This window comes from Pedobacter sp. AK017 (assembly GCF_014200825.1).
In the GTDB taxonomy this organism is placed as follows: Bacteria; Bacteroidota; Bacteroidia; order Sphingobacteriales; family Sphingobacteriaceae; genus Pedobacter; species Pedobacter heparinus.
Map to the genome: position 1 here is coordinate 167,486 of NZ_JACHCW010000012.1, position 23,149 is coordinate 190,634.

At 45.1% G+C, this 23,149-nt stretch carries 14 protein-coding genes; all 14 read right to left on the bottom strand.

The features are described 5' to 3' along the window. Positions 1–79 precede the first annotated feature (79 nt). The gene (locus HDC92_RS17800; protein ID WP_183876463.1) at positions 80–2,224 is read right to left on the bottom strand and encodes a hypothetical protein; all 2,145 of its coding nucleotides are present in this window, start codon (positions 2,222–2,224) and stop codon (positions 80–82) included. A gap of 51 nt (positions 2,225–2,275) precedes the next feature. Further along, a complete protein-coding gene (locus tag HDC92_RS17805) occupies positions 2,276–3,082 on the bottom strand; it encodes an amidohydrolase family protein (RefSeq protein WP_183876465.1) in 807 nt (268 codons plus the stop codon). After that, entirely contained in the window at positions 3,072–4,046 is a 975-nt protein-coding gene (locus HDC92_RS17810) for an amidohydrolase family protein (RefSeq protein WP_183876468.1), read from the bottom strand. Before HDC92_RS17810 ends, HDC92_RS17805 begins: the two co-directional genes overlap by 11 nt. A gap of 16 nt (positions 4,047–4,062) precedes the next feature. Continuing rightward, positions 4,063–4,998, bottom strand: coding sequence for an amidohydrolase family protein (locus HDC92_RS17815; protein ID WP_183876470.1), 936 nt, complete (start codon positions 4,996–4,998; stop codon positions 4,063–4,065). A 15-nt stretch (positions 4,999–5,013) separates the two neighbouring features. Further along, complete coding sequence (locus HDC92_RS17820; RefSeq protein ID WP_255484571.1) at positions 5,014–5,940, bottom strand: amidohydrolase family protein; 927 nt, start codon at positions 5,938–5,940, stop codon at positions 5,014–5,016. Continuing rightward, complete coding sequence (locus tag HDC92_RS17825; protein WP_012780513.1) at positions 5,937–7,445, bottom strand: PQQ-dependent sugar dehydrogenase; 1,509 nt, start codon at positions 7,443–7,445, stop codon at positions 5,937–5,939. The genes HDC92_RS17820 and HDC92_RS17825 overlap by 4 nt, the downstream gene beginning before the upstream one ends. Before the next feature lie 4 nt (positions 7,446–7,449). Further along, on the bottom strand, positions 7,450–8,598 hold the full coding sequence (locus HDC92_RS17830) for a plastocyanin/azurin family copper-binding protein (RefSeq protein ID WP_255484572.1): 1,149 nt from the start codon (positions 8,596–8,598) through the stop codon (positions 7,450–7,452). Beyond that, on the bottom strand, positions 8,589–9,818 hold the full coding sequence (locus HDC92_RS17835) for a RidA family protein (RefSeq protein WP_183876472.1): 1,230 nt from the start codon (positions 9,816–9,818) through the stop codon (positions 8,589–8,591). The genes HDC92_RS17830 and HDC92_RS17835 overlap by 10 nt, the downstream gene beginning before the upstream one ends. 17 nt (positions 9,819–9,835) lie before the next feature. Continuing rightward, on the bottom strand, positions 9,836–10,270 hold the full coding sequence (locus HDC92_RS17840) for a high-potential iron-sulfur protein (RefSeq protein ID WP_012780510.1): 435 nt from the start codon (positions 10,268–10,270) through the stop codon (positions 9,836–9,838). Positions 10,271–10,296: 26 nt separating this feature from the next. After that, complete coding sequence (locus tag HDC92_RS17845) at positions 10,297–12,414, bottom strand: PVC-type heme-binding CxxCH protein (RefSeq protein ID WP_183876474.1); 2,118 nt, start codon at positions 12,412–12,414, stop codon at positions 10,297–10,299. Between the two features lie 169 nt (positions 12,415–12,583). Beyond that, positions 12,584–15,601, bottom strand: a complete 3,018-nt coding sequence (locus HDC92_RS17850; protein ID WP_183876477.1) for a heparinase II/III family protein — start codon at positions 15,599–15,601, stop codon at positions 12,584–12,586. A 221-nt stretch (positions 15,602–15,822) separates the two neighbouring features. Then, on the bottom strand, positions 15,823–18,021 hold the full coding sequence (locus HDC92_RS17855; RefSeq protein ID WP_183876479.1) for an FG-GAP repeat domain-containing protein: 2,199 nt from the start codon (positions 18,019–18,021) through the stop codon (positions 15,823–15,825). Positions 18,022–18,045: 24 nt separating this feature from the next. Continuing rightward, a complete protein-coding gene (locus HDC92_RS17860; protein WP_183876481.1) occupies positions 18,046–19,647 on the bottom strand; it encodes a SusD/RagB family nutrient-binding outer membrane lipoprotein in 1,602 nt (533 codons plus the stop codon). 29 nt (positions 19,648–19,676) lie between these two features. Next, positions 19,677–22,994, bottom strand: coding sequence for a SusC/RagA family TonB-linked outer membrane protein (locus tag HDC92_RS17865; RefSeq protein ID WP_255484573.1), 3,318 nt, complete (start codon positions 22,992–22,994; stop codon positions 19,677–19,679). Positions 22,995–23,149 lie beyond the last annotated feature (155 nt).

Consider the following 23,149-nt stretch of genomic DNA (forward strand, 5'->3'; position numbering starts at 1 on the left):
TATAAAACAAATGAAAAGTAATATTATTTTACAATTAACACTTTGTAAGGTAAGTTTTTATAACAAAAAATAAGCTCACCTACACGGCGTTTATCAGTTCTGCATAAACCTTAATGCCATTTAAGTCCACATTGAAAGTAGAATACCCCTTTTTACTTTTAAATACAGCTACATTTCTTTGATTTTCGGCCAGTTCAGGGCTTGATACCTTTAGGTCTGTTAATTTTATCCGTTCTGTATGTATTTCGTACTGCAGTTTGTTGTTTTCTATCTTAGAGCTGATATCGGCCAGTATACTGATACCAGAGTTGTCTTTTATGCTGGGGTGCGGTATACCAGTAAGTGCCGTATTCATTAAATGTATAACCGGTTTATTCTTGTAGATCCGTATCCTTGCCACCCAGCCTTTATCACCGGCAATTTGCCTGATAACCGGTTTCAGGTTTCCCTGGGCAATGAGTTTACTGAGCACATCGGATCTGGTAATAGAATCGATAAAAACAAGGTTTTTATATTTTGTGCTGCGCAGTTCATCCGACAGGGGAACAGGCCGTTTAAAACCTTTTCCGTCATGGGTTCCAAACGGAAGGGCCAGCCATGCTTTTCCTCCGGCAGCCAGATAATTTTTTATGGCGCTAAACTGGGCATCAGAAACACAGCCTACCCCGTCCAGGACCAGGGGAGTCTGATCTTTTTTCAATGCCGGGGCATCGGCCAGTTCTTCATATCGCACAAAGCGGTAACCTATGTTGTTTTCGAGCAGTTTTTTTGACCAGGTTTTGGCATGGGTCCAATGCTCCTGTCCTTCATCATCCCGCCAGCCATTGTCTTTACACAGCTTATTGTTTACCACTCTTACCTCTACCAGATCTTTACCTTCCCTTGCTTTCATGGGGCTGTGCTTAACTTCCCATAAATTAGAGGGCCGGATTACATCCTCCATTTCCTTGGCATCGGCAGGGTCTTCTTCCAGGCGCTGGTTGTGGGTACTGCTCCAGTTGGCCACCCCCCAGAAGCGGCTTAACGCCCAGCCAAAATATCCGCCTTTCTCGTAAATGGTATAACTTAAAGCCATTGCAGGCGCATTACCCCGTTTATCGGCAATATCTTTTTGGTTCAGGGCCTCCGCATCCATGTGCGTCCAATCGACACTCTTTACATTGGTACCCACATTTTCGAGCATAAAGAAGTCGAGATAAGGGGCCATTTTTTCCAGATCGAGCGAGATGCCGTTCAGCACGATGGGGCCGGTACTGGAACAACAGGACATTAAAGGTTTATCACCTGCAATCCTTTTCACCATTTTTACATGATCAACAATCACATCCGTTTTCATCCTTAACCAATCTCTGAATGCAGGGTTTTCATAATTGCCCCATTGCAGCATCGGCTTCTTAACGTCTCCCCAAAAGCTTTTTTCGCCAAATGCAGGGATTTCATGCCCATAATCTTTTTTAAAGCGGTCGCGGCAATATTTACAACCACAAGTTGTTAAGCCAGAGTAATCACACATGTCATCCACTTCAATGCCATCAATAGGTACTTCTTTGAAAAGCCTTTCCAGGTACCGGGCATGCATGTCCAGAAAACCAGGATTGTTGTGGCAAAAAGTTTCCATCTGATACTGCCGGGCATAGCCCCTGCTGCCATCACGGATGTCGACCTCACAGATATCATTAAACAAATGGCCTTCATACTGGGCAAATGCCGCGGCTTTGGGATCATGGAACAACAATACATGATGGCGCTGCCCCCGGTGTAATTTTTTAAACTCCTCCTCGCCTCTTGGTCTTTCGACATGGTTACAGGAGTAGTGGTCCATAAACTTGATGTTGTATTTATGGAGTTCATCGCATACATTGGCCATATAACCGTGCAGCTGCCCAAAATAATTTGAAAAGTCGAACCGGATATGACAGCCGTAATTGATGGCCAGATCTATTTCGGCCTCGGCAAAAGCGGCTGCTCTTCGTTTTATTTTATCGACGATCTTTTTTTGCGACCATTGCAGGTCTTCTATGGTTACCCACCAGCTTGCAGCGCGCTGGGGCACAAAAGGTACGGAAGGGTTTTGTGGCAGGCCAACTATCGTTGCCCTCCTGTCAACAAGTGTATTTCCGGTTGTGCCGGCATACGTTTTAGTAAAGCCGTTGGTAAGCGCCAGGCCAAGACCTGTTAAAGAAATCTTTTTTATAAAATCGCGGCGGTCATTTGTGTGTTTCATTGAGCTTGTTGATCTGCTTAAATGCTATAAATTAATTGGATAAAAAGAGCCTTATATTCCGAGCATCTTTTTTGCGTTCCCCGACCTTAACAGCTCTTTGGTCTGTGCATCTGTTTCAGAGGGTCCCATAGATTCTATGCGCAATTGTCCGGTCAGGTAATCTAAAATGGGTGCATGTGTGCCAAAAGCAAACTTATCTTTACCGTAGCGGCCAATAAATTCGGCCATATTGGTAATGGCCCGTCCCGAAGTATCGAACAGCAAATTGCTTTTCTTTACGAGGCCCATTTCTTCATCATTCAGCGCTGCATTGTTGGCAAAGTTCAGGATCATGTATTTGGCATCCGGGACTTCCCTTACTATCGGCAAAATGTTTTTCAGGTTCCATTCTGGTTTCGGCGTGCCTACCACATAATCGATGTCCATCCAGGACCGCTGCCGGCTGTCGACCATCCGGAAATTGAATGCCACCGGCAGGCCGTAGTCGCGCGCCCTTTTTACCAGCTCAATACATGCCGGGTCGGTAATGCCAAAATCGTGGTATTTGGGATAGATCCGGATGCCCTTAAAGCCATATTTCTTTACACAAACCTCCAGGTCATCTTTCCAGCCGGCATAGATGGGGTTGATGACACCGAAAGGGATAAACCGATCGCCAAACTTCCGGTTAGACCTGATCTCATCGTATAGTTCTTCATTTGCGGAGGCTGTATTTTTATAAAAAATGCCATTCAGGTTGCTGATCACAGAGCTATCGACCCCAAACTTATTCATCCGGCCCAATAGCCCCTCGCAGGTATTGTACTTAAGCTGCTGAAATGGCCAGTGGCCAACATACGCATTGATATCAATCAACATGGTGTCCTCCTTTTCTTAAAATATTGTTAAAGTTTTCAAAAAATATCTTTTTTCTCTGGCTTTCATTCAGGTTAGAAGCCAGGATCTTGCCTACACTCTGGTAATACATATTGTCAGAACCAAAAAGCAGACGGTCTTCTCCAAGCTCCTGCAATGCAAAATCAATCATCCATTCTTCGTTGTTACTTCCCGAAGTGTCCACATATACATTCGGACTGTGTTTTAAGGCTTTGCACATGTACTCCCAATCGCCTCCACCGCCTATATGCGCATGCTGGAACATACCTTCCGGGTATCTTTTGGCAATGGCCACAAAATCTTCCGGGATAGACACATTCAGGGGTTTGCGCCCATCGTATTTCATGCGGTAGCCGCCCACGCCCAGCTGCGTTTCGGCATGGGTATGGATGATCATTTTCAGGTCGATCATTTTTTCCACTATCGGATAGAATGCCGGATCGCTGATCTTTGTCTGGTAATAGGTTTTTGCGCCAACCATCCCCTGGTCAACGCATCTCTTGATTTCATCCATGGATTCCTTAAGGTGTACCGGATTAAAGGTAAAGCTCCCGGTAAACCGGTCGGGATGCAGCTTCATCACACCAAGTATGATGTTGTTGTGGTCGATAAATGCTTCCACGCTGCCATCCGGAATCCCTTTGATGAGCCTGGTTACCGGCTTTGAAAGGACCAGTTTCCGGATATTGAGCCGGTCTGCATAATCGATCAGCACTTCAGCAAACTTCTTTTGTGCCGCCGGATCACTGTTCCCAAGATCAACATGCACATGGGCATCTATTTTAGGGTACTTCATCACTTCTTTCATGATGTCGTACCTGCCAGCCAGGGCACTGGTGCTGGCCTGCGCAGTTTCTACCTTTGAATTTATTCCAAAAAGGCTTTCTGATACGATCAGCCCGGCCGCTGAAAGTCCGGTACTGGCAAAAAATTTCCTTCGGTTCATTTGCAATGTGTTTAGATTAAAAATTCCTGCCCGACTTTTTCAGGACGTTGTTATAGTTGTCGAAAAAGATCTTCTTTCTTTGTGTTTCGGTTAAACCGGAACACAGGATTTTGCCAACGCTTTGATAATAACAGTTATCCGATCCAAAAAACAAACGGTCTTCCCCAAGTATCTCCAATGCCGCATCTACCATATTTTCGGGATTATTGCTCCCCGAGGTGTCTACATAAATATTGGGATGGTTCCGGAACGATTTACAGGCATATTCCCAATCGCCGCCGCCACCGATATGTGCATATTGAAACATAGCCTCGGGATACCGTGTGGCGATGTCTACAAAATCTTCTGGAATAGATGTATTTGGTTTGCTTTTGGTATCGTATTTCATCCGGTAACCGGCAAAGCCCAGCTGACAATGGGCATGCATATGAATGATCATGTTAAGGTCGATAAATTTTTCAATGATGGGATAAAACAGCGGATCGTTGATTTTAACCTGGTGATATACTTTTAAGCCGATCATGCCTTCGCCTACACAACGTTTTATTTCTTCCAGTGATTCTTTCTGATAGTTTACATTTAAGGTAAGCTGCCCGGTAAATCTGTCGGGAAACTGTTTCATCACTTTCAGCACCAGATCGTTATAGCCTCTAAAATCTTTGGGTGTGCCTTCCCCGCTGGTTATTGGCCTGGAGATGATCATTTTAGTGATGCCAAATTTTTCGGCAAATTCGATATTCCCTTCGGGCCCGCCATCAAACAGGTGGACATGGTTATGGGCATCGATCTTTTTATACTTAAAAATTTCTTTTACAGGGTCATAAGCCGGCTTTTTATCTGCAAATAGACCGGACTTTTCACTGGCCCTGACTTCTTCCGGCAATGCGGCGGACAGCAGCATGCCCGCGGCAGAAAGGGTACTGGCATTAATAAATTTCCTTCGGTTGATCATAGCTTCTGTTTTAAATTACCTGATGTTTCGTCCCGATTTTCTTAAAATGTTATTGTAGTTTCCGAAAAAGACCTTTTGTTTCTGGTTTTCACTTAAGCCTGACGAAATGATCTTGCCCAGTCCCTGTAAGTAAGCTCCGTCACATCCAAAAAGCACCCTGTCTTCACCCAGTGTTTTTACCGCAAAATCAATCATGTGCTCTTCATTGTTGCTACCCCCGGTATCTACATAAATGTTGGGCAGATTTTTAAATGCCTTACAGGCATACTCCCAGTCACTGCCCCCGCCAATATGGGCATATTGAAACATGGCCTCAGGATACCTTTTTGCCATGTCGGCAAAATCTTCAGGCAGGGATATTTCTGGTGTGGTTTTTACATCATATTTCATCCGGTAACCGCCAACACCAAGCTGACTTTCGCCATGTACGTGGATGATCATGTTGTAATCTATAAAATTTTCAATTACGGGATAAAAAACCGGGTTATTGATCCTCACCTGGTTATAAAGTTTCATACCAATCATGCCCTGGTCTGTGCAGCGACGGATCTCTTCCAGCGACTCTTTCTGATATACGGGATTAATGGTCACCTGTCCGATCAATCTGCCGGGATACCGCTTCATGGCCTGAAGTACCTGGTTGTTATAAGCTTTAAATTCTGCAGGTGTTTCGCCCATTTTTTTGGCTATAGGCACAGAGATGATGAGTTTTTCGATACCCAGATCATCCGCATAGGCCAGTTGTACTTTTGCCTGCGCATCCTGGGTATAGGCATGGGCATAAGCATCGATCTTTCTATATTTTAAAGCTTCCTTCATTACATCGTAACGGGCAGCAGCAACCTCATCGGACATCAGCCCGGCAAACCTGTTCCCCAGCATAGCATCGGCTGTGGAAACAGCCGTATTTCTGATGAAAGAAAGCCGGGTTACTGGGTTCAATTGTTAAGGAGTTTATTGAGTGTATAACAGATGAGTTTATTGGCCAGAGGTGTACCTTCTTTACTGCTCAGGTTACCCAGTTTCAGTTCATATACATAGCCTGGCTTTAATGCCGACAGCTTTATGGATACCTTTTTTTGATCGGATGATAGTTTTATACCGGTTATCGCTACATCCTGAACATCAAGTTGTCTGGAATTATCGGCGCCTTCGTTTTTTGCTTTGCGCTGGTACTTATAATAATAGTGTCTGAACTTGTAATTATCAGGGTTCATCGCCTCCGTTTTATTCATGGGTTGCGTAAAGCTCAGGTCAAAACCATCTTTGGTCAGGGTCATGGTATAAACATCAGCAGGAGGTGTTCCATTGTAAACAATGCGCTGTATACCCAGATCCCCACTCCAGCCAAAAGCGATCTGTCCTACCCATAAACTCCCATCAGGGGCAAAGGCGAGCCGGTTGTTCCCTTTTCTTAAGCCATGCCCATCTATAAATGGGATGCAGGCCCCCTGAAGCTCGCCACCCACTTTTTCGAGCATTACCCTAACAATACGGTCCCTGTTCATTTCGCCAATAAACAACTGCCCTTTAAAAGGACCAAATTTACCAGCTGTAACATCACAGAGTGGTTGCGATGGTGAATTGGCCATAATTCCCTGGGGAAACAAAACTGCTGCTTTTGTACGCAGCTGTTCCAATTCGTTAATGGGTAAGGCAAAGGGGTTTTTAGCCGGCCAGTTTTTATTCCAGACCAGGCTGGCAGGATGGCCATAAAAATTGCCTTCCTTTACATGATACAGCGTACTGGTTTCTACCCAGTCGCTCTGGTTATCCGTAACAAAGAGGTTTCCTTCCTGGTCAAAGCCCAGGCCATTTGGCGAACGCATTCCAGAGGCATAAGGATGCAGTTTTCCATCGGGTGTAACTTTCATTACCCAGCCACGATAGGGTACTACAGCATACATTTCATATAACCCAGTCTGCAAATCCCTGCCCAGGGGATTAAATTTACCCCTGATCTCGGGCCTTACTGCCCCACCAGGGGACGCCGTATTCAAGGCAATAAAAAGATTGCCCTTTTTATCTTTTACAGGTCCGTAATTAAATTCGTGGTAATTGCCAGACAGCCCAAAATCGTCGGTCACTTTTTCATATACATCGGCCTTGCCGTCGCCATCTGTATCTTTGATCCTCGTAAGTTCCGGACGCTGCATCACCAAAACCTCAGAATTGCTGACCGCCATAATGCCCAACGGTTCGTGCAGGCCCTCTGCAAATAAAGTCCATTGCCTGCTTTTTGGATTGTAGATCATGACTTCCCCCCGGATAAAGCAGGCTACCAAACGGCCATCCGGTAAAAAATCGATACCCCCGGTTTCGCTGGTCAGCCCCTCAGGCATAGGAATGTTCTCAACGGTATACGCTTCCTTTGCTTTTTTATCGTCAGCAGGAACAGCGCTTATAAAAAACAGAATTACCAGGCAGGCTAGGGTCTTTAATTTCATCTGATTACTTTTTTCTACTGTAAACTAAAGGATAGCTGGTCATGATGAGGGTAAATTCGCGGGCCTGCTGCGGATTGAGCCGCAGTTTTTCATGGTCCCAGTTACCTGCCGAGGCTTCGTATGTGACAGCCTCATCGTGTAGGTTAGCGGCAAACCAGACCTCCTTGTTTGCATCCGGGATCCTGAATTTCCGTACCAGTCCTTTGCCGTCTTCTTTTGGTAAAATAAGCTCATATACATCAATGCCATTGAGTGTATAATGAAACTCCGGATATTTGTCAACCAACCGATAGCCCTTGTATTCAGTTACAGGGATGGCATCCGGATCTCCGACCCTCAAAGGATAGGTGGTTTTATCGCGGTAAAAGATTGTCCCGATTATTTTTGCCGTAGCGTCGGCATGTCCCTTCCATAGGGCTGTATTGTCTACAAACCCACCTTTCCAGGCGTACCGTAACCTGCATACACCGGCATCCCAGCAGTAGGACAGGTTTTGGGGCAAACTGACCGCTATGGCCGCTGGGCTGGCATCCTCCATAAATATGCGGTATAAATAGGGTGGTACTGTTGCATAAGGATGATCTGCTTTGGGCATTTCTTGCTGGTGTGCATGGTGTATGTCGTGTTTACCGGCGTCAGCAAGCTTGTCCTCCTGTCTTGCAGGAGGGATATTTGGATCATTTTTAAGCTCCGGCATCTTACCCTCAGCATTTACATACATTACGCCATACATCACAAAACCATGCCCGGGATAGGTACATACGTAAGGGTATGCCCCGGCCTGCAGCGGTGCTTTGAAGCTAAGGGATTTAGTTTGTTCAGGCGACAGTATCGGAACAGACCACAAAACATCGGAAGATTTCGGGATATAATTCATTGCCGGGCCTTTTTCTTCCAGCTGCAGTGCTGCATTGACCACTGCCAGCCTTTTTCCGGGCTTTGTGATCAATAAATTATGGCTCATATCGTCTGTATTGGTAAAACTGAGTTTTACCAATGCGCCTGGTTTTACCGTAAACCTGACCACATCAAACTGTAAACCCGGCATTACTTTCAGTGTAACTTCAGTTACGCCATCATTGCCCTGCGCCATGAGCTGCATGGCCTGCAGAAAGAAAAACAGCAACGGTATAAGCCTCTTTATTAAAAACATACGCCGATCATATCTATACAAATCCCTTTATCTTTTAAACCTACCCCCTTTACCTTAGCCTTAGAGGCTGCCGGAGGACTATCGGCTTTATAATACTTTGGCCTGATCGCGTTTAATTCATTGCTGGTACTGTCGTTGGCCACATAATAGGTAGCCTTGGCCAGGTGATTAAGGTCGGTACCCGACTGCTTTGCTATTTTTTCCAGCGAGGTATATATCTCTGCCACTTCTGCTTTTGCATGGGTTGCATTTTCGCCATACAATGAGGAAAAGTATACTTTTTTGCCATAATTGACCCGGGTAACTTTGGCATATACGGGTGATGCCGTCATCCCCGGAGGCGTAATAAAATCAATCTGCTTTCCGGGCTTTTGTAAACTTTTGGGAGCCGCAGCAATGAGCTCTATTTCGACCACCGGGTTAGTGCTGAGCCAGTCGACATACACAGTTGGCGGAATGGTCATGCCGGCAAAAAAATCTGCCATTTCCTGTTCCACAATACGGATGTCGGTTGCTGGACAAATGAATGATTTGAGCTGCACAATGTCTTCCTTTTTTAATCCTAAATGATGTAAGGTTGCCTCGAGCTGCTTCAGTGTTTCCCGTGTTGCTTCCGCAATTTTTCCTTGTGCCGCTTGCCCCGATACATACACCACACCTCCGGCCGGTAAAATGGCAACTGATGCCTGCTGTTTGGCGCTCCATAGATTTGCAGGCTGCAGGTATTTTACCTTTGTTGCTGCAGATGGGGCTACGGCAATTACGTCCATACCAATAAGTGCATCGGGGTGGACCAGAACGCCCGACACAAAACTAACCGCCGGCTTTTTCCCGGCACTGAAACGGCTGCCAAGATAGCGTTTAACCTCTGGCATCAATCCGGCATCTGCAATACAGATGTTGATCTTTACGATCTGGTCCAGGCTGCTGCCCGCAGCTTTCAGGGCCCCGCCAATGTTTTCAAAAACCTGGTCCAGCTGTTTTTTAGGATCATTTTTGCCCAGCAGCTGCCCGGTTTTATCTACCGGTAAAAACTGTGAAGTATGCGCAAGGGCTACTTCATTAACCACTACAGCCGATGCGCCACCGGTTGCCTTAGCTGCTCCAATATGTTTAACCACGGTGTTGGATTTATCAGCATATGATGATGACCGGTTATTTTGCGCAGAAACCGAAAAATAACCGCTACTTAAAAACAACATTAAAAGTACTTTCTTCATCCTTATGGGTTTTATAACTAATTGTTGATGGGAGCCCAGTAAGCACAATAACCCGTAGGGCGAACAGGACCTTTAAACAGTACACATCCGCCACAGGACTTGCCTTTTCCAGGAGGAAGATAGAGTGCACAATTGCTGCAATGGCTATCTTCGATTGGGGATTTGTTTACATAAGCCAGTTTTTTCCGTTTGGCAAGTTCAGCCGGACTTACGCCGGTCATGTCGTCACACGGATCTATTTTGGTTTGTTTGGTACTATCCTGAGGAGTTGGCTTAATTAAATTATCCTTCAGTGACGCAGGATCATCCGATAAGTCTGGCCTGGTGTTACTGCCCATGGCTACCGACTTAAATGCACTGGATCCAAGTAAAAGTGCCCCGCCAAAGCATATTGAACCAAGGGACAAGGATTTACCTATAAATTTTCTGCGTGAGTATTTATGATCTTTCATTTGGGTATAGTTTAATTTTTTAACGATTAATACAGAGTTTTCAACTTCAAAACTGAAGCTTTGACATCAGCACCAGAATCCGTTTTTATATTGCCAACAGCGTCTTTTAATGCGGCATTTGCACCAGTAGCTTTACCCAGGCCCTTTTTCAATCCCTTTAACAGGCTTGTCTGCCATGCTCCTTTTTCCAGGGCCGGCTGTGATAAGGTTTCGAGGTAAGCATGCACCTGCTCTTTGTTATTTCTTGCACCAACAATTGCCGATAAGTCTTCAAGAAAACCAAGTTTCCATGCCTCTTCTTTCTGGGAGAAAGACGGCTGCTGAACCAATGCTGCCAGCAATTCTGCCGAAGAACCTGCATTAGAGCTTAAAACAGCTGTTCTGAACCATGAATCCTGTCCATATTGGGCAATTACCTTTGCAAGTGCCGGAACAACGTCTTTACCATTGAACTCGCCTAAACTTAGGGCTGCCTGAAAGGCTACCCTGTTTGCCGGATCATTGATTTTCTGTACCACCTGCGGCAAGCATTCAGGAAAACGTTCGGCCAGTATAACGGCATTTTCGCGTACACCGGGCTCAGCATCCTGCAACCCTTTTTTTACCACCGCTGCATCTAATGCATCTAATCCTTCCAGCACATAGATGGCATGAAGCCTGGCCCTTGCATCCCTACTGGTATTCAGCAAGGCTTTAACAGCCGGAACTACAGATTTATCGCCACGCTCGATCAGGAGTCTGTGAGCCTGGCTGCGCCACCAGCCATTGGGATGGGCAAGTACTGCAACAAGTTTGGCGCTGCTCGTATTTTTAAGGTCTACTTTTACATTTTTAACATTTGCATTATCAGGTAAAATGCGGTAAATCCTGCCTTTATCACTTCCGGCCATGAAATCCATATCCGCTTTCAGGTCGTCATCTATTGAAACCGGAGTCTCAATATGTTGTCTGTAATAATCCAGTAAATACAAATATCCATCAGGACCTGTTGTAAAGGTGATCGGACGGAACCAGGTATCAGTAGAATATAAAAACTCCACATCTTTTTCCTGCGCGCCACGTTTAGCCACCATAACCGGGCTTTTATCTACGGCACTAAGTATATCTCTATGTACAAGGTTACCTGATACATCTGTTACAAAAAAATTGCCCTGGTATTCTTTTGGAAAACCGTCACCTGTATAAATGGTTCCGCCAGAGGCACCAGTGAAGTGGCCATCGGCGTACTCTACTCTATTTACGTTTGCTTCCTTGAAGTTCTGATTACGGCGTCTGGTCCTTTCGGCCCTCCAGTAAGGTGCCTCAGTTTTTTGGAACATGATTTCCTGATGATCAGAAATATTTACCACAAATTTAGAAAGGCCCAGGTAAGGGTGTCTGTGCGTATATCTCCACGGAATGATGGATTGCTGGATGTGAATAGAGTTTTCTGTAAAAAACCGGTGTCCCCAATCGTCAATGGCCTGGCCAAACTGACCCGGGCCGGTTTCCAGCTCAAATTTATTTTTATCCAGCCGGAACCGGAAATCTGCTCCGCGTACAGAAACAGGTGGGACTCCGGGAGTTTTGCTGAAAGTGACCATCCCACTTTGTCCACGGTTGTTTGCATAAATCCAATTGTCTATGCCCAGGCGCAAACTGGTAACCTGTGCTTCTGAATTGTCCTGAAAAAAGCCGGAAAAAAGCACTTCCCTAACGTCAGCTTTGCCATCTCCGTCAGTATCTTTCAAGTAAAGGATATTGGGGGCTGCAGTAACAATAAGTCCGCCTTTCCAGGGCAAAATACTGGTAGCTTCAGTAACATTTTCCGCAAATATTGTCGATTTATCTACACGGCCATCGCTATTGGTATCTTTTAAAAGACGGATACGGCCCTTTCCTTTTCCAGGCTCAACCTCATAAGGATAATCGGGCATTTCTACCACATAGGCATTGCCCTGTTCATCAAATTCCAAAGCTACCGGATCTAGCACGTAAGGTTCGGCAGCAAATAACTGCACTTTAAACCCATTCACAATTTTTAACTTGCTCAACGACTGCTCAGGAGAAAGCGGCCCTGGATAACGCTGTGCCAGACAGGTTGCACCGAATAAAGTAAACAGAACGGATAAACGGACATGTCTGCCAACAAAAACACTCTTCATTTTTTTAGTTTTAATTTTATTTATGTGTCAAAAAACGTTCAAAACCAGCTCTCTGCAGGGCCATCTTCAAGCATACGCTAACAGAGAAAGCTGCACAAAACGGTAACGTACCCGTAAGGTAGGGAGTAAATTCTGTATTTTCAAATTTATTTTCTAAAAGGCCGGCTGATCAAATTTTTTGTTTCCATATTTTATGAGAAGTAATGGTAAATGCAGCGCCTTCTTCAAAGTCATACATCAATCCTTCTTTATAATTTTCACCTTTATAATCATTAACAAAAGTAATGGGGCCGCAGTAAATCCTGGTTAAATTGCCCTGACGCTCAATGCCGACAATTGAATAGCAGGCATCGCGTTTCCCTTCTGTGCTGACCATGAGCTGAGATCCGTTTAAACTTCCATCAACAGGTAGCTGCTGATCAACCAGCAGCCATCCTCCCCCCTTTAATTCCCTGTTCATTTTCACCACTTTTCCTCTGATCGGTCCTGCAGCTATCAGGTTCATGTTTGCATAGCTGAGCCGTTTGCCATTCAGCAGGATCCCTTCCATAGGCTTACCCCCCTTTTGTCTCACATAGCCAAGGGTCCCATCCATTTTCAATCCATCTGCAGTCTGCATAGTTTGTGTTGAATCCGGATTATAAAGGATATAATCTATCTCTCCGTTTACATGTTCTATCTTTAGCGATACCTGCATGTTTTTCCCCTCATCCAAACGTTTTACGGATTTGATAAAGGGGTTTTGCTTATAAGGTTCAATCAGGTTAACGAAATTACTGTTTAGCGCTGGTGCTGCGCGGTGCATTAAAACATAACCGAGCGTTTTAGGATTACCCGTTTTATTCTGTGGTGGATCACCATCGGCCAGGGCCACATCATCCACCTGGTTCAACGCGTACATACGCAAATGCAGATGATCTGTTGCTTTAACATTTCTGTAGCCATCCTCCACTTTCCAGTCGAGCATAAATTGTGCGGGAGGAATGGTGTCTCTTTTAACATTGTATAAATGTGAATAACCAATTGGAAAACCTTTGGCAAGCGTACCTTTGGCTACTTCAGTTCCGGCATAAGTTCCTCCCTGCTGGGGCTTTAACTTTAATCCTTCAGTACTGATCGTTCCTGGCGGGCCATGGAAACTGTACAGATGATCATGACCACCCAATACCCGGAATATATCTATTGCATAGGCATTGCCGGTATCGGGTCCTTCGATCAACAACATTGTCCGACTGTATTCCTTTACATCCGGATAGGCCTTTTTTCCATCAAGTTCAAAAGCCCCAAATCCTTTCAGCTCTTTAAACATCCGGGTATGTCCGCCCCATACTTCCTTTTGCGGAAGCCCGTTTACAAATACCAGGTTGTGCGAAAGCGTACTGCCTGTCCATTCGTTGTTACTTGGCCATTTAGTTGCATATTCGGGGTATCCATGATCAGGCGCAAGCCAGTTGCCATAAGCCAGCAGGTCAAAATTGAGCATATCCGGATGTGCATGTTTAATGCTCCGTCCAAAATTGCTGGCCAGTGCAATGCCCGATGTGCCTTTACCAATTTCCAGTGAGGCCAGGCCAAATCCGCTCATCAATCCCCCTCTTCCGTCATTTGCGGGGTTCTTTTCTGCAATACTTTTGATCTCCCGGCTCAGTGATTCAGGATCTTTGGAATAGATGTCCATTCCCAGCCCCTTTACAGAATTACCATTTGCCCGGTAGGCTGCAATTGCCATTTGCGGATCTCTGGTATAAAAATACCCCAGGGCAATAAAATTGGGGTCGATATAACTGTTGGTAACCGTACCTGTAGCGCCTGCGTCGCCGATATTAGGTATCGAAATCCCCAATACAGACATGCGGTAGGCCGCCATAAATGTAGCGTTGAACTGAGGATATTCGGCAAAAATATCGTGCTTGGTATAACCCTTGTAGTCAGCCAGGAGCACCCCGAGTTTGGCGATCAGGTTTCCCCACATATAAGTATACCCCGGAGCACCTTCATCGGTAGTACCATCTCTGTCCAGGTTACGGATCATCAGGCCCGGAATGTTTCCTCCATCATGGGTAAACAACCAATCGAGCCATTCCGTAGTTTCAGGGGCCGTATTTAAAGCTACTGCACATCTGGCAACAGTTAACTGGTGCATACCCTGGTTGCCCCAGATCTGTTTTGAAAGCACGCCTTTAAAAGCTGTACGCAAGATTCCGTCATCAACATTTTTTACAAACAGGTCCCGTGTGCCTTTGGCCCCGGGCAGTTTATATTTCAACGATTGCTTTTTTAAAAATGAATAAAGTGAAGCATCATTAACCGTACCACTTAAAATTTTATCATAAGCATCTGCAAAGCCCTGAACTGTACCGGTTTCCCAGATGGCTCCCTCTATTTTACCTCTGTTTGTCCCTCCATCCGAATGGTACCAGCCTTTTTTTGAATAAGGCGCCCAATCCATGTCGGGATAAACATCCGCTATGCGGTCCAGCAAAATTGCCGCCTTATGTGCGTAGCGCTGATCTCCGGTATACAAAAATGCATTTGCCAGGGCATTGAGTCCTGCATTAATATGGTCCCAGTATTTCCAGGTATAATATCCGATGAACCTGTACGACCGCCCATTTTCATTTACATAACCAAATCCATCGTCTACACCATATTTATGCAGCGGATCTTTTGGATCAGGATGTTCCAGGTTGTAAAGCAGGCTCTTGTCGCCACTTGCCGGATTAAAAAGACCATGTTCATCAATGGCACTTTTATAATATTTACCAAAATCGTTGGTAGGAAAAACAGTGCCGCAGGAAGGGCAGGTCAATTTCCAGGGCTTTTGCTCGAATTCAGGATTGTATGGATAATTACCATATTTTGAAATGTTGTGTCCGCATTTCAGACAACCTAAAAATTTAGGGCCCTCGGTCAGCCTGTCAAAGGTAACATCTATGCATCGCGGCAGGTCCTGTCCGGGAACCATGGCCCATAGCGTTTCGTCATCTTTGCCCAGCCAGTATTTTGCCTGGGCAATAAACCGGTCCCTTTGTTTTGCAGCCCAATCATATCTGTTACAATTGCTTCTTACATTGGCTATTTTTTCAGCGGTATAGAAGCCACCATAGATCCGGCCGGCATGGGCATTAGTATGTCCCAATAACATCAGGACCATGAATACATGGATCAGGCTAAATTTTAGTTTCATTTGGGGTGTGTTAAATGATAAACTATTTTTTAATAACCGTCCGTATTCGTTACCTAACCGAATACGTTAACGTTACCGAAAATAATCATATAATTTAAAAATCAAAGGCTTGCCTACCATTTCTTTCGAAAATAAACTAAGTTGTTACACAAACGTGTACGTAAATCATAAAAAAAGGTGCCCGGTAAACCGGACACCCCTGAAAGCGAAATTAAATTATTTTACCACCAGGAATTAAACCGTGCATATACCGCTGAGCCAATTGGTGTACCGGGGCTTTGCGTGGTATAGATCATCAGTCCGTGTACCTTCGCATTCGTTTTTGCAACCCCCATCAACTTATCTGTTGTAAAAGCAGTGGGTGCAGTGGTACTTTGGCTATGCGTAGAGGCATAAATGCCAAGAAACAGCAGTCTGTATGCATTGGCCTGCCATGCTGAAAAATCGTTAATCTCTGTATTGACCAGGTTCTGTCCGCCAGCAATATCTGAGGAAGGAAGCACCACTGCCCCGTGCATATTCCATGCGGTACCTGTCCTTGTTACATCAGGAGGGATTATTGTAGTGGGGTTCTTTGTTTTTTCATTTCTAAAGTAGAAGATAAAACCATCTGTATACTCCCTTACCCAGTTCTGACCCGTGGTAACCGCATAATAAGCAGTAGGTATAAAAGCAATATCCTGATTTTGTTCACGCAGGTTCTTTATCATTTTACCCAGCATTACACGGGTAAAAATCTTCGTCCCAGTTTCATTGGTATTGTGGTCAAAATCATCAATATTGATTCCGGCAAGATTTGGATACTTATTGGCCAGTATACCCAACAGTTTAAACCATGCAGCAAAGTCATTCGCATTAGGATTGCCGGGGCCACCAGAAAAAAGGGCACGTTCATCGTTGATGCTGCCACCAAGTTCGGTACTGCCAATATAAGGTGAATCTCCCGGCTGCGGCAGGTAACTTGGGGTAGGGCCACTTTCACTTGGGGGAACCAATACAGGGATTACCTTAATTGGCGATCCACTGGATTTAAGCAGTTCTAAAAATTCAATCAAGGCCTTATATTCCGTCCCTTTGGGAGGGTAGGTACCAGTAGAGGGATCAATCCAGCGATCTGCTACCATAAAGGCAAAAGTGTAGATTTTATTGGTTTCACAAAATGTTTTCAGGCCGGCCACATTCAGGCTGCCGTCTGCATTTCGCATAAATGCCTGGTGATAAGACCCAAAACTGAAACCGTTACGGGATAAATTCAGTTTTTTAGCATTAAATCTGGTCTGTATATCTCCGAACACACCCAGGGTAGTACCCCCGGTTTTTTGCCTTACACCTACCAGCTGGTCGCCACCCACATTAATAATGGTCTGTCCGGCTGCAATACCCGTCCAGGGCCATGCTGTTTCACTGGAGAAATCCTGCGTACTCAGCAGGCTGGGTGCAGTTCCTGTACCATTGTAATGATGATAGCTAAAATAAGAACTGCTGTTTTTGTACAGGACAAATTCTTTTCCATTGGTTTTATCCTGGTCAAATTCACCAATTGTAACTCCTAACCATGGGTAATGGGTAGTGCCACCTGCATAATTAAAACTTCCTGCTGCGTTAACAGTCCAGGTACTTGTACCGGAAACTTTATAAACCAGGATATCATCATCACTACCGCTGCCATTTCGTACTGCCATGAATTCTGCTTTACCATCGCCGTCCAGATCGCCTGCCGCTACCCCTCCCCATTGATTTACCGCTGCTCCATCCGGAAGATTAATGTATCCTTTCAAGACCAGGGAGCTGCCAGAAAGTGCATAAAAAATGAATTGCGAGTGTGCATCTTTTGCTACCACAAGTTCAGCTTTGCCATCGCCGTCAAAATCACCCGCAGCAATTCCTTTATAATTGTAAAGGCCGGAACCTACCTGTATAGAAGCCAGCAAAGTAACAGCTCCCGAGAAATTAAGCGGGATTTTGTAAACCAGGATATTGGTAATCCCGGCACCATTTCTTAGTATGATCAGTTCATCAACTCCATCGCCATTCATATCTCCGGCTGCAATCCCTTTAAAATCATTGCCAGCGGTGCTCACATCAAAAGAAAAAGGGATTTGGTAATGACTGCCATCGTTTGCCGAGCGCATAAATATCACATGGCTGGTTGCCCTTTTGACCATTGCCATGGTGGCGATGCCACTGCCATCAAAATTTCCACAGGCCACCCCCAGAAAAAGCCGGTTGGTGCTGCCCACCGGATAATCAAAATTTTTGAGCTGAACAGGGCTGACCACCGATAATAAGCCCATTGGCCCGGCCATTGTGCCTGCTACATCAGCACCTTTTTGCTCACGCAGATCTGCCTGCTTACAGCCTGTAAAAATATACAGCGCCAGGAAAAACAGCATTATAATCTTATTTTTTAAAGTTTTCATAACTCATAAATTTTAAATTAGATTTTAATTTGTTGGTGTTGGATAAGCCGATAATGGTTTCTGATCCCACCATACCCTTGTTTTCATATTGTCGGCCCCACCCAGTAAGCCCAGGGCAGCCTGGTAAGCATCCCTGTTGGTCGTAACTTCTGAGGGTGCATAAATTACCCTTCTGGCCAGATCTGTGGCCGACAGGTCGGGATTATCTGATCCGATGAGTGCATAACCCCTTGGGTAGCCTGTGCGCCTGCGTTCTGCCCATGCCTCATAACCGTCGGGATAAATAGCCAGCCACTTTTGAGTAATGATCTGCTCCAGTTGCTGTTCAAAACTTCCAGCCGGGTTGTACAATACCGGAATATTGCTCATTGCCGGGGAATTCCATTTATCTGCCAGGGGTACTGGTGTGGTAAGGGTATTTTGATAAGCCGTAATCTGCGTATTGGTGATACCGGCTACATTTTGTGTAAGGGAAAGACTGATCCCTGAATTGTAAAAGCTCTGGGCTGTACCCGTGCCCATGTTCCAGTTCCTTAAAGCACCTTCCGCACGCAAAAATGCAACTTCGGATGCCGTAAGTACAAGTGTAGGGTTTACCGTTCCCGGCCTTGGCGGATTACCAATCCATTGCGGGCCTACAAATGAAGTAGTTGGTGCTACAACAGCACCCCTGTCAGCAGCAGCCAGCCCGTTGCGCAACCCGGCATATTGTCCGCCGGTAGCGGCGGGAGAATAATAAATACTTAAACGCGGATCATTATAGCCTTTTAACACACTCAGCATGCTGCTATTTGCACGGAAATCATTTACAAGATAGGTAATGCGTGACAGGATATTGGTGCTGTTAAGGGTGGATAATACCCCTGCATTTTCAGCATTGGTTAAGATAACACCGTCAGCAATTGCTTTTTCAGCTTCTGCTTTCGCTTTGGGCCCGTCTGCATAGGCCAGGCGCATGGCCAGCCTTAACCGCAAAGAACCGGCAAATTTTAACCATTTAGCAGCACTGCCGGCGTAAACCTGGTCGTAAGTACCAAATGCATTGCCCGAGGGATTTTGTTTAAATACTTCAACGGCTTCGTCCAGTGTTTTAAAAAAGTCATAGTAGATGTCCTTTTGCGAATCGAAGGCCACACTGGTTTGCTGGTTGCCAAATTTTGAATAAATAACCGGCCCGAAATAATCGGTCATGCGATGGTAGATCACTACACGCCAAACTTTTGCTATGGCATTGGCCAGTACCATATTGTTGGCCTTGGTTACCTGTTCTGTGGTAAACTGCATTAATGCCGGCTTGGTATAAAATTCTTTCCAGAAAAGATCTACCCAGGTACCATTAGGTACATAACGTTCCGTACTGAAGGTAGCTACATTGGTTGTAAAATATTGGGCAAACAGATGGGCATGCAGATTTTCCTGCACCTGAACATAAGTAGCACCCAGCCCATAATATTGTGCATAACCAAAGGCCTGTCCAACCGTTGCAGAATTAATCTCTTCTTCCGGTAATTGATTTTCGGGTGTGTTCAATTCATCAAACTTATCTGTGCAGCCAATAAACGCACTGATAAAGAGCAACAATGCAACCATCACCGGGGATTTATAATGTTTCAATATTTCTTTCATTTTCTTAAATTTTAAGGATAGCATTTGACTTAAAAATTAATTCTCAGGTTTGCACCAAAGGAACGTGTAGTAGGTGGCGCGAACGACTGGAAGCCTTCAGAGATGGTTTCTATGCCCTGAGTAAAATCAGGATCTATATTTGAATCCTCTCTGTATAAAAAGAAAAGGTTCCGGCCTACTACAGAAATTTCTACTGCAGAAAATGGCAGACGTTTAAATAAAGATTGCGGCAGCTTGTAACCAATGCTCATTTCCCTTAAACGGGTATTGGTGGCACTTCTGGTAAAAACCTCTCCCACAGGTGCAGTTCTCGATCCCATTCCTTTCCATAAGGTCTCTGCGTTTACCTTAATGTCATTGGGTGTACCATCGGCTGCTTTTACAGCAGTAATGCCCGTAAAAATATTCTGCCCGAAGATCAGTCCGCCTTCACGGCCCTGTAATGTTTCTTCAACAAGTCCGTTGCCATACAATATGGCATCTGTAAATGAAGCTACCACTCCGCCCTGTTTATGGGAGATCACAAAATTGGCAGTCCAGTTTTTATAAGACAGGGAAGTCGACAGTCCGCCGGTCCATTTCGGATTGATATTACCCAATAATACCGTTCGTCCTGCGGTAAACTGCGGCAGGCCGTTGGTACCAACCAGTACATTTCCCTGAGCATTGCGCAGATAACCCTTGCCATAGATCAACCCAAAAGGTTTTCCTTCCTCTAAAACAAATTCACGCATGTAAGAGTCGCTGCCAACAACCAATCTGGGAAGGTCTTTTGATAATTTCTTTACAATATTTTCGTTCACCGCATAATTAAAGTTCAGGTTCCAGGTAAAATTCCCGGTTTTTACAGGCGTTGTATTTAAAATGACTTCTATACCTTTATTTTGTACATCACCACCGTTGGTAAAAAAGCTGGCCGCGCCAGAGCCTACAGGTAAGGCCTGCGGGAACAGCTGATCATTTGTATTGGTTTTATACAAAGTAAGGTCCAGGCCAATCCTGCTGCTAAACATGCTCATTTCCAAGCCAATCTCGGTTGAAGTGGTCCTTTCAGGCTTGAGCTCGGTATTTGGCAATACAGAATTCAACAGGATATAACCCAGCGGACCACCTGCCAGTCCGGATCCATAACGTTGCAGCTGATAAGGTTGTGCCCCATTACCTACCTGTGCCCAGGACCCTCTTAACTTCAGGTAAGAAATGGCCTGGGGCAATTTTACCATTTCGGAAATAATGGCACTTACACCTGCCGAAGGATAGAAATAAGACCTGTTATTTGCCGGAAGTGTGGAATTCCAGTCGTTACGTGCACTAACATCTAAAAATAAAACATCTTTCCAGCCAAATTGTGCATTGGTATAGAGCGATTGCGTTTCAAATTTACTTAAGGTGTTAACAGCAGTAGGCAAACTGGTGTTACTCAGCGCAAACAGGTTGGGAACATTCATGCCCGCTCCTGTTGAAGCGGTAACTGAACTGCTTTTGTTATTTCTGATCTCGCCGCCAAAATTAGCCTGTACCGACCAGTCGGCACTGATTTTTTTTGTATAACTGAGCAGAAAATCACCAATAGCCTGCTGTGAATTTCCTGCACCTAAAGCATAGCGCCCCAGCGGGTCACGGTAGGTACCGTAATAGGATTTCTCTTCATTGCCTATAGATTCACCATCATAAGACCCCCTAAGCATCAGCTTAAGGTCATCGGTAAAAAGATAGGAAAGCGAGGCCAGCGCAATTACCCTATCCGATTTATTGTATCTTAAATTGCGGTATAAGGCCCAGTAAGGGTTGGCGCTGGTAACCGATCCGGGTGCCCAGTAATCCTGTTTGGTAACACCCAGAGAAGGATCAACATATTCAAAATCTTCAACGTCCTCCTGTCGTATATTTGGGGGCATGGTATAAATCTGACGGATGGGGTTGTAGCTCGACTCCCCTTCATCCAGTCTGTTGTCAATATTTTGTTTTGCATAATCAAGCTTGCTGTCCAGACTTAATCTTTTTGACAGCTGATTGGTCATCCTAACTGTTAGGTTATGCCGCTGCAAAGCATTGTTCGGAATAATGCCTGTAGCATCCGTATAAGTATAGTTAAAAGCAGTCTGTGTTTTTTCGCCCGAAGTGGCCACAGATAGATTGGTTGCCGAATTATGACCGGTCTGGAAAATGCCTTCCCTTACATTTTTCTGCCCAAGAAAAGGATAAGTAGTGCCAGCCTTTGCCGGGTCTTGCGACCAGGTAGCTACCATTTTTCCATCAAGCGCAGGGCCCCAGGATTCCTCAGACGAACGGTTGTAAATGCCGCCCGCCCCCTGTCCGTACTGATATTGAAAAGGAATTGACTGGATAGGTTCCTGGCCCATATAGGTAGCGTTCAGGCTAATATCAACAGACTTTTCACCCTGCCTGCCCTTTTTGGTCTCTATAATAATTACTCCATTTTGTCCCGCGCTACCATATAATGCTGCCGCATTCGCACCTTTAAGCACGTTAATGGCTGCAATGTTGTCCGGGTTAAGGTCGGCCGGGTTCCCCCGCACCGGTACCCCGTCAATAACATACAGGGGCTGACTATTGCCATTTATAGATCGGTTACCCCTCAGGATCACCCTGGCTGCAGCACCTACCCCGCTGGAGCCCGATCCGATGTTTAATCCGGCAACCTTACCCTGCAGGGCATTCACCACATTCAGGTCCCGGCTTTGCGAAAGTTCTTTCGTACTTACACTCTGGGTACTGTAAGTGAGTGTTTTTTTCTGACGGGTCAATCCCAGGGCAGTAACCACCACTTCCGTCAATTCACCCGAACTTTCTTCCATCTTCACATTGATGGTACTCTGGTTATTTATAGCAATTTCCTTTGTAATGAACCCAACAAAAGAGAATATAAGCGTTCCACTTGCCGGAGCATTGAGCTGATATTTACCCGAAGGGTCGGTCGAAACACCTGCGGTACTACCTTTTACTTTGATACTTACACCAGGCAAAGGCCCTCCGTTTGCATCGGTAACCGTTCCGGTTATCCTGATATCGGCTATAACCAGACTTTCCCTTTTAAGCGGCTTAATAATTACCGTGTTCATCAGTACTTCGTAAGTAAAGGGCTGGTTGGCAAAACTTAATTTAAGCGCTTCTTCAATATCAATGTCTGTTACATTTATATTAACGTTCTTCGCAATCTTTAAACTTTTCTGATTATATACAAAGTTATAGCCGCTCTGCTGCCTGATGGCCTTCAGTACCTGTACAAGTGGTGCATCTTTTTTTAGCAAAGTGATTTTTTGAGCATAACCGGTAGCGTTTACATGCATTATTGCGGCCAGAAGTAAAATCATTGTAAGTTTCATCACTAAAAGAAATTTATGGTATACGGGCAACCTTTCACCCGATAAGTGTAATAGATAAAATTTGCCGAGTAGACTCGAGGGATTTGCACCCTCGGTCCCTCCCAGAACCGGACGTAATACTCTCGCATTATCACGGCTCGTCCAAGTTAGGTCGC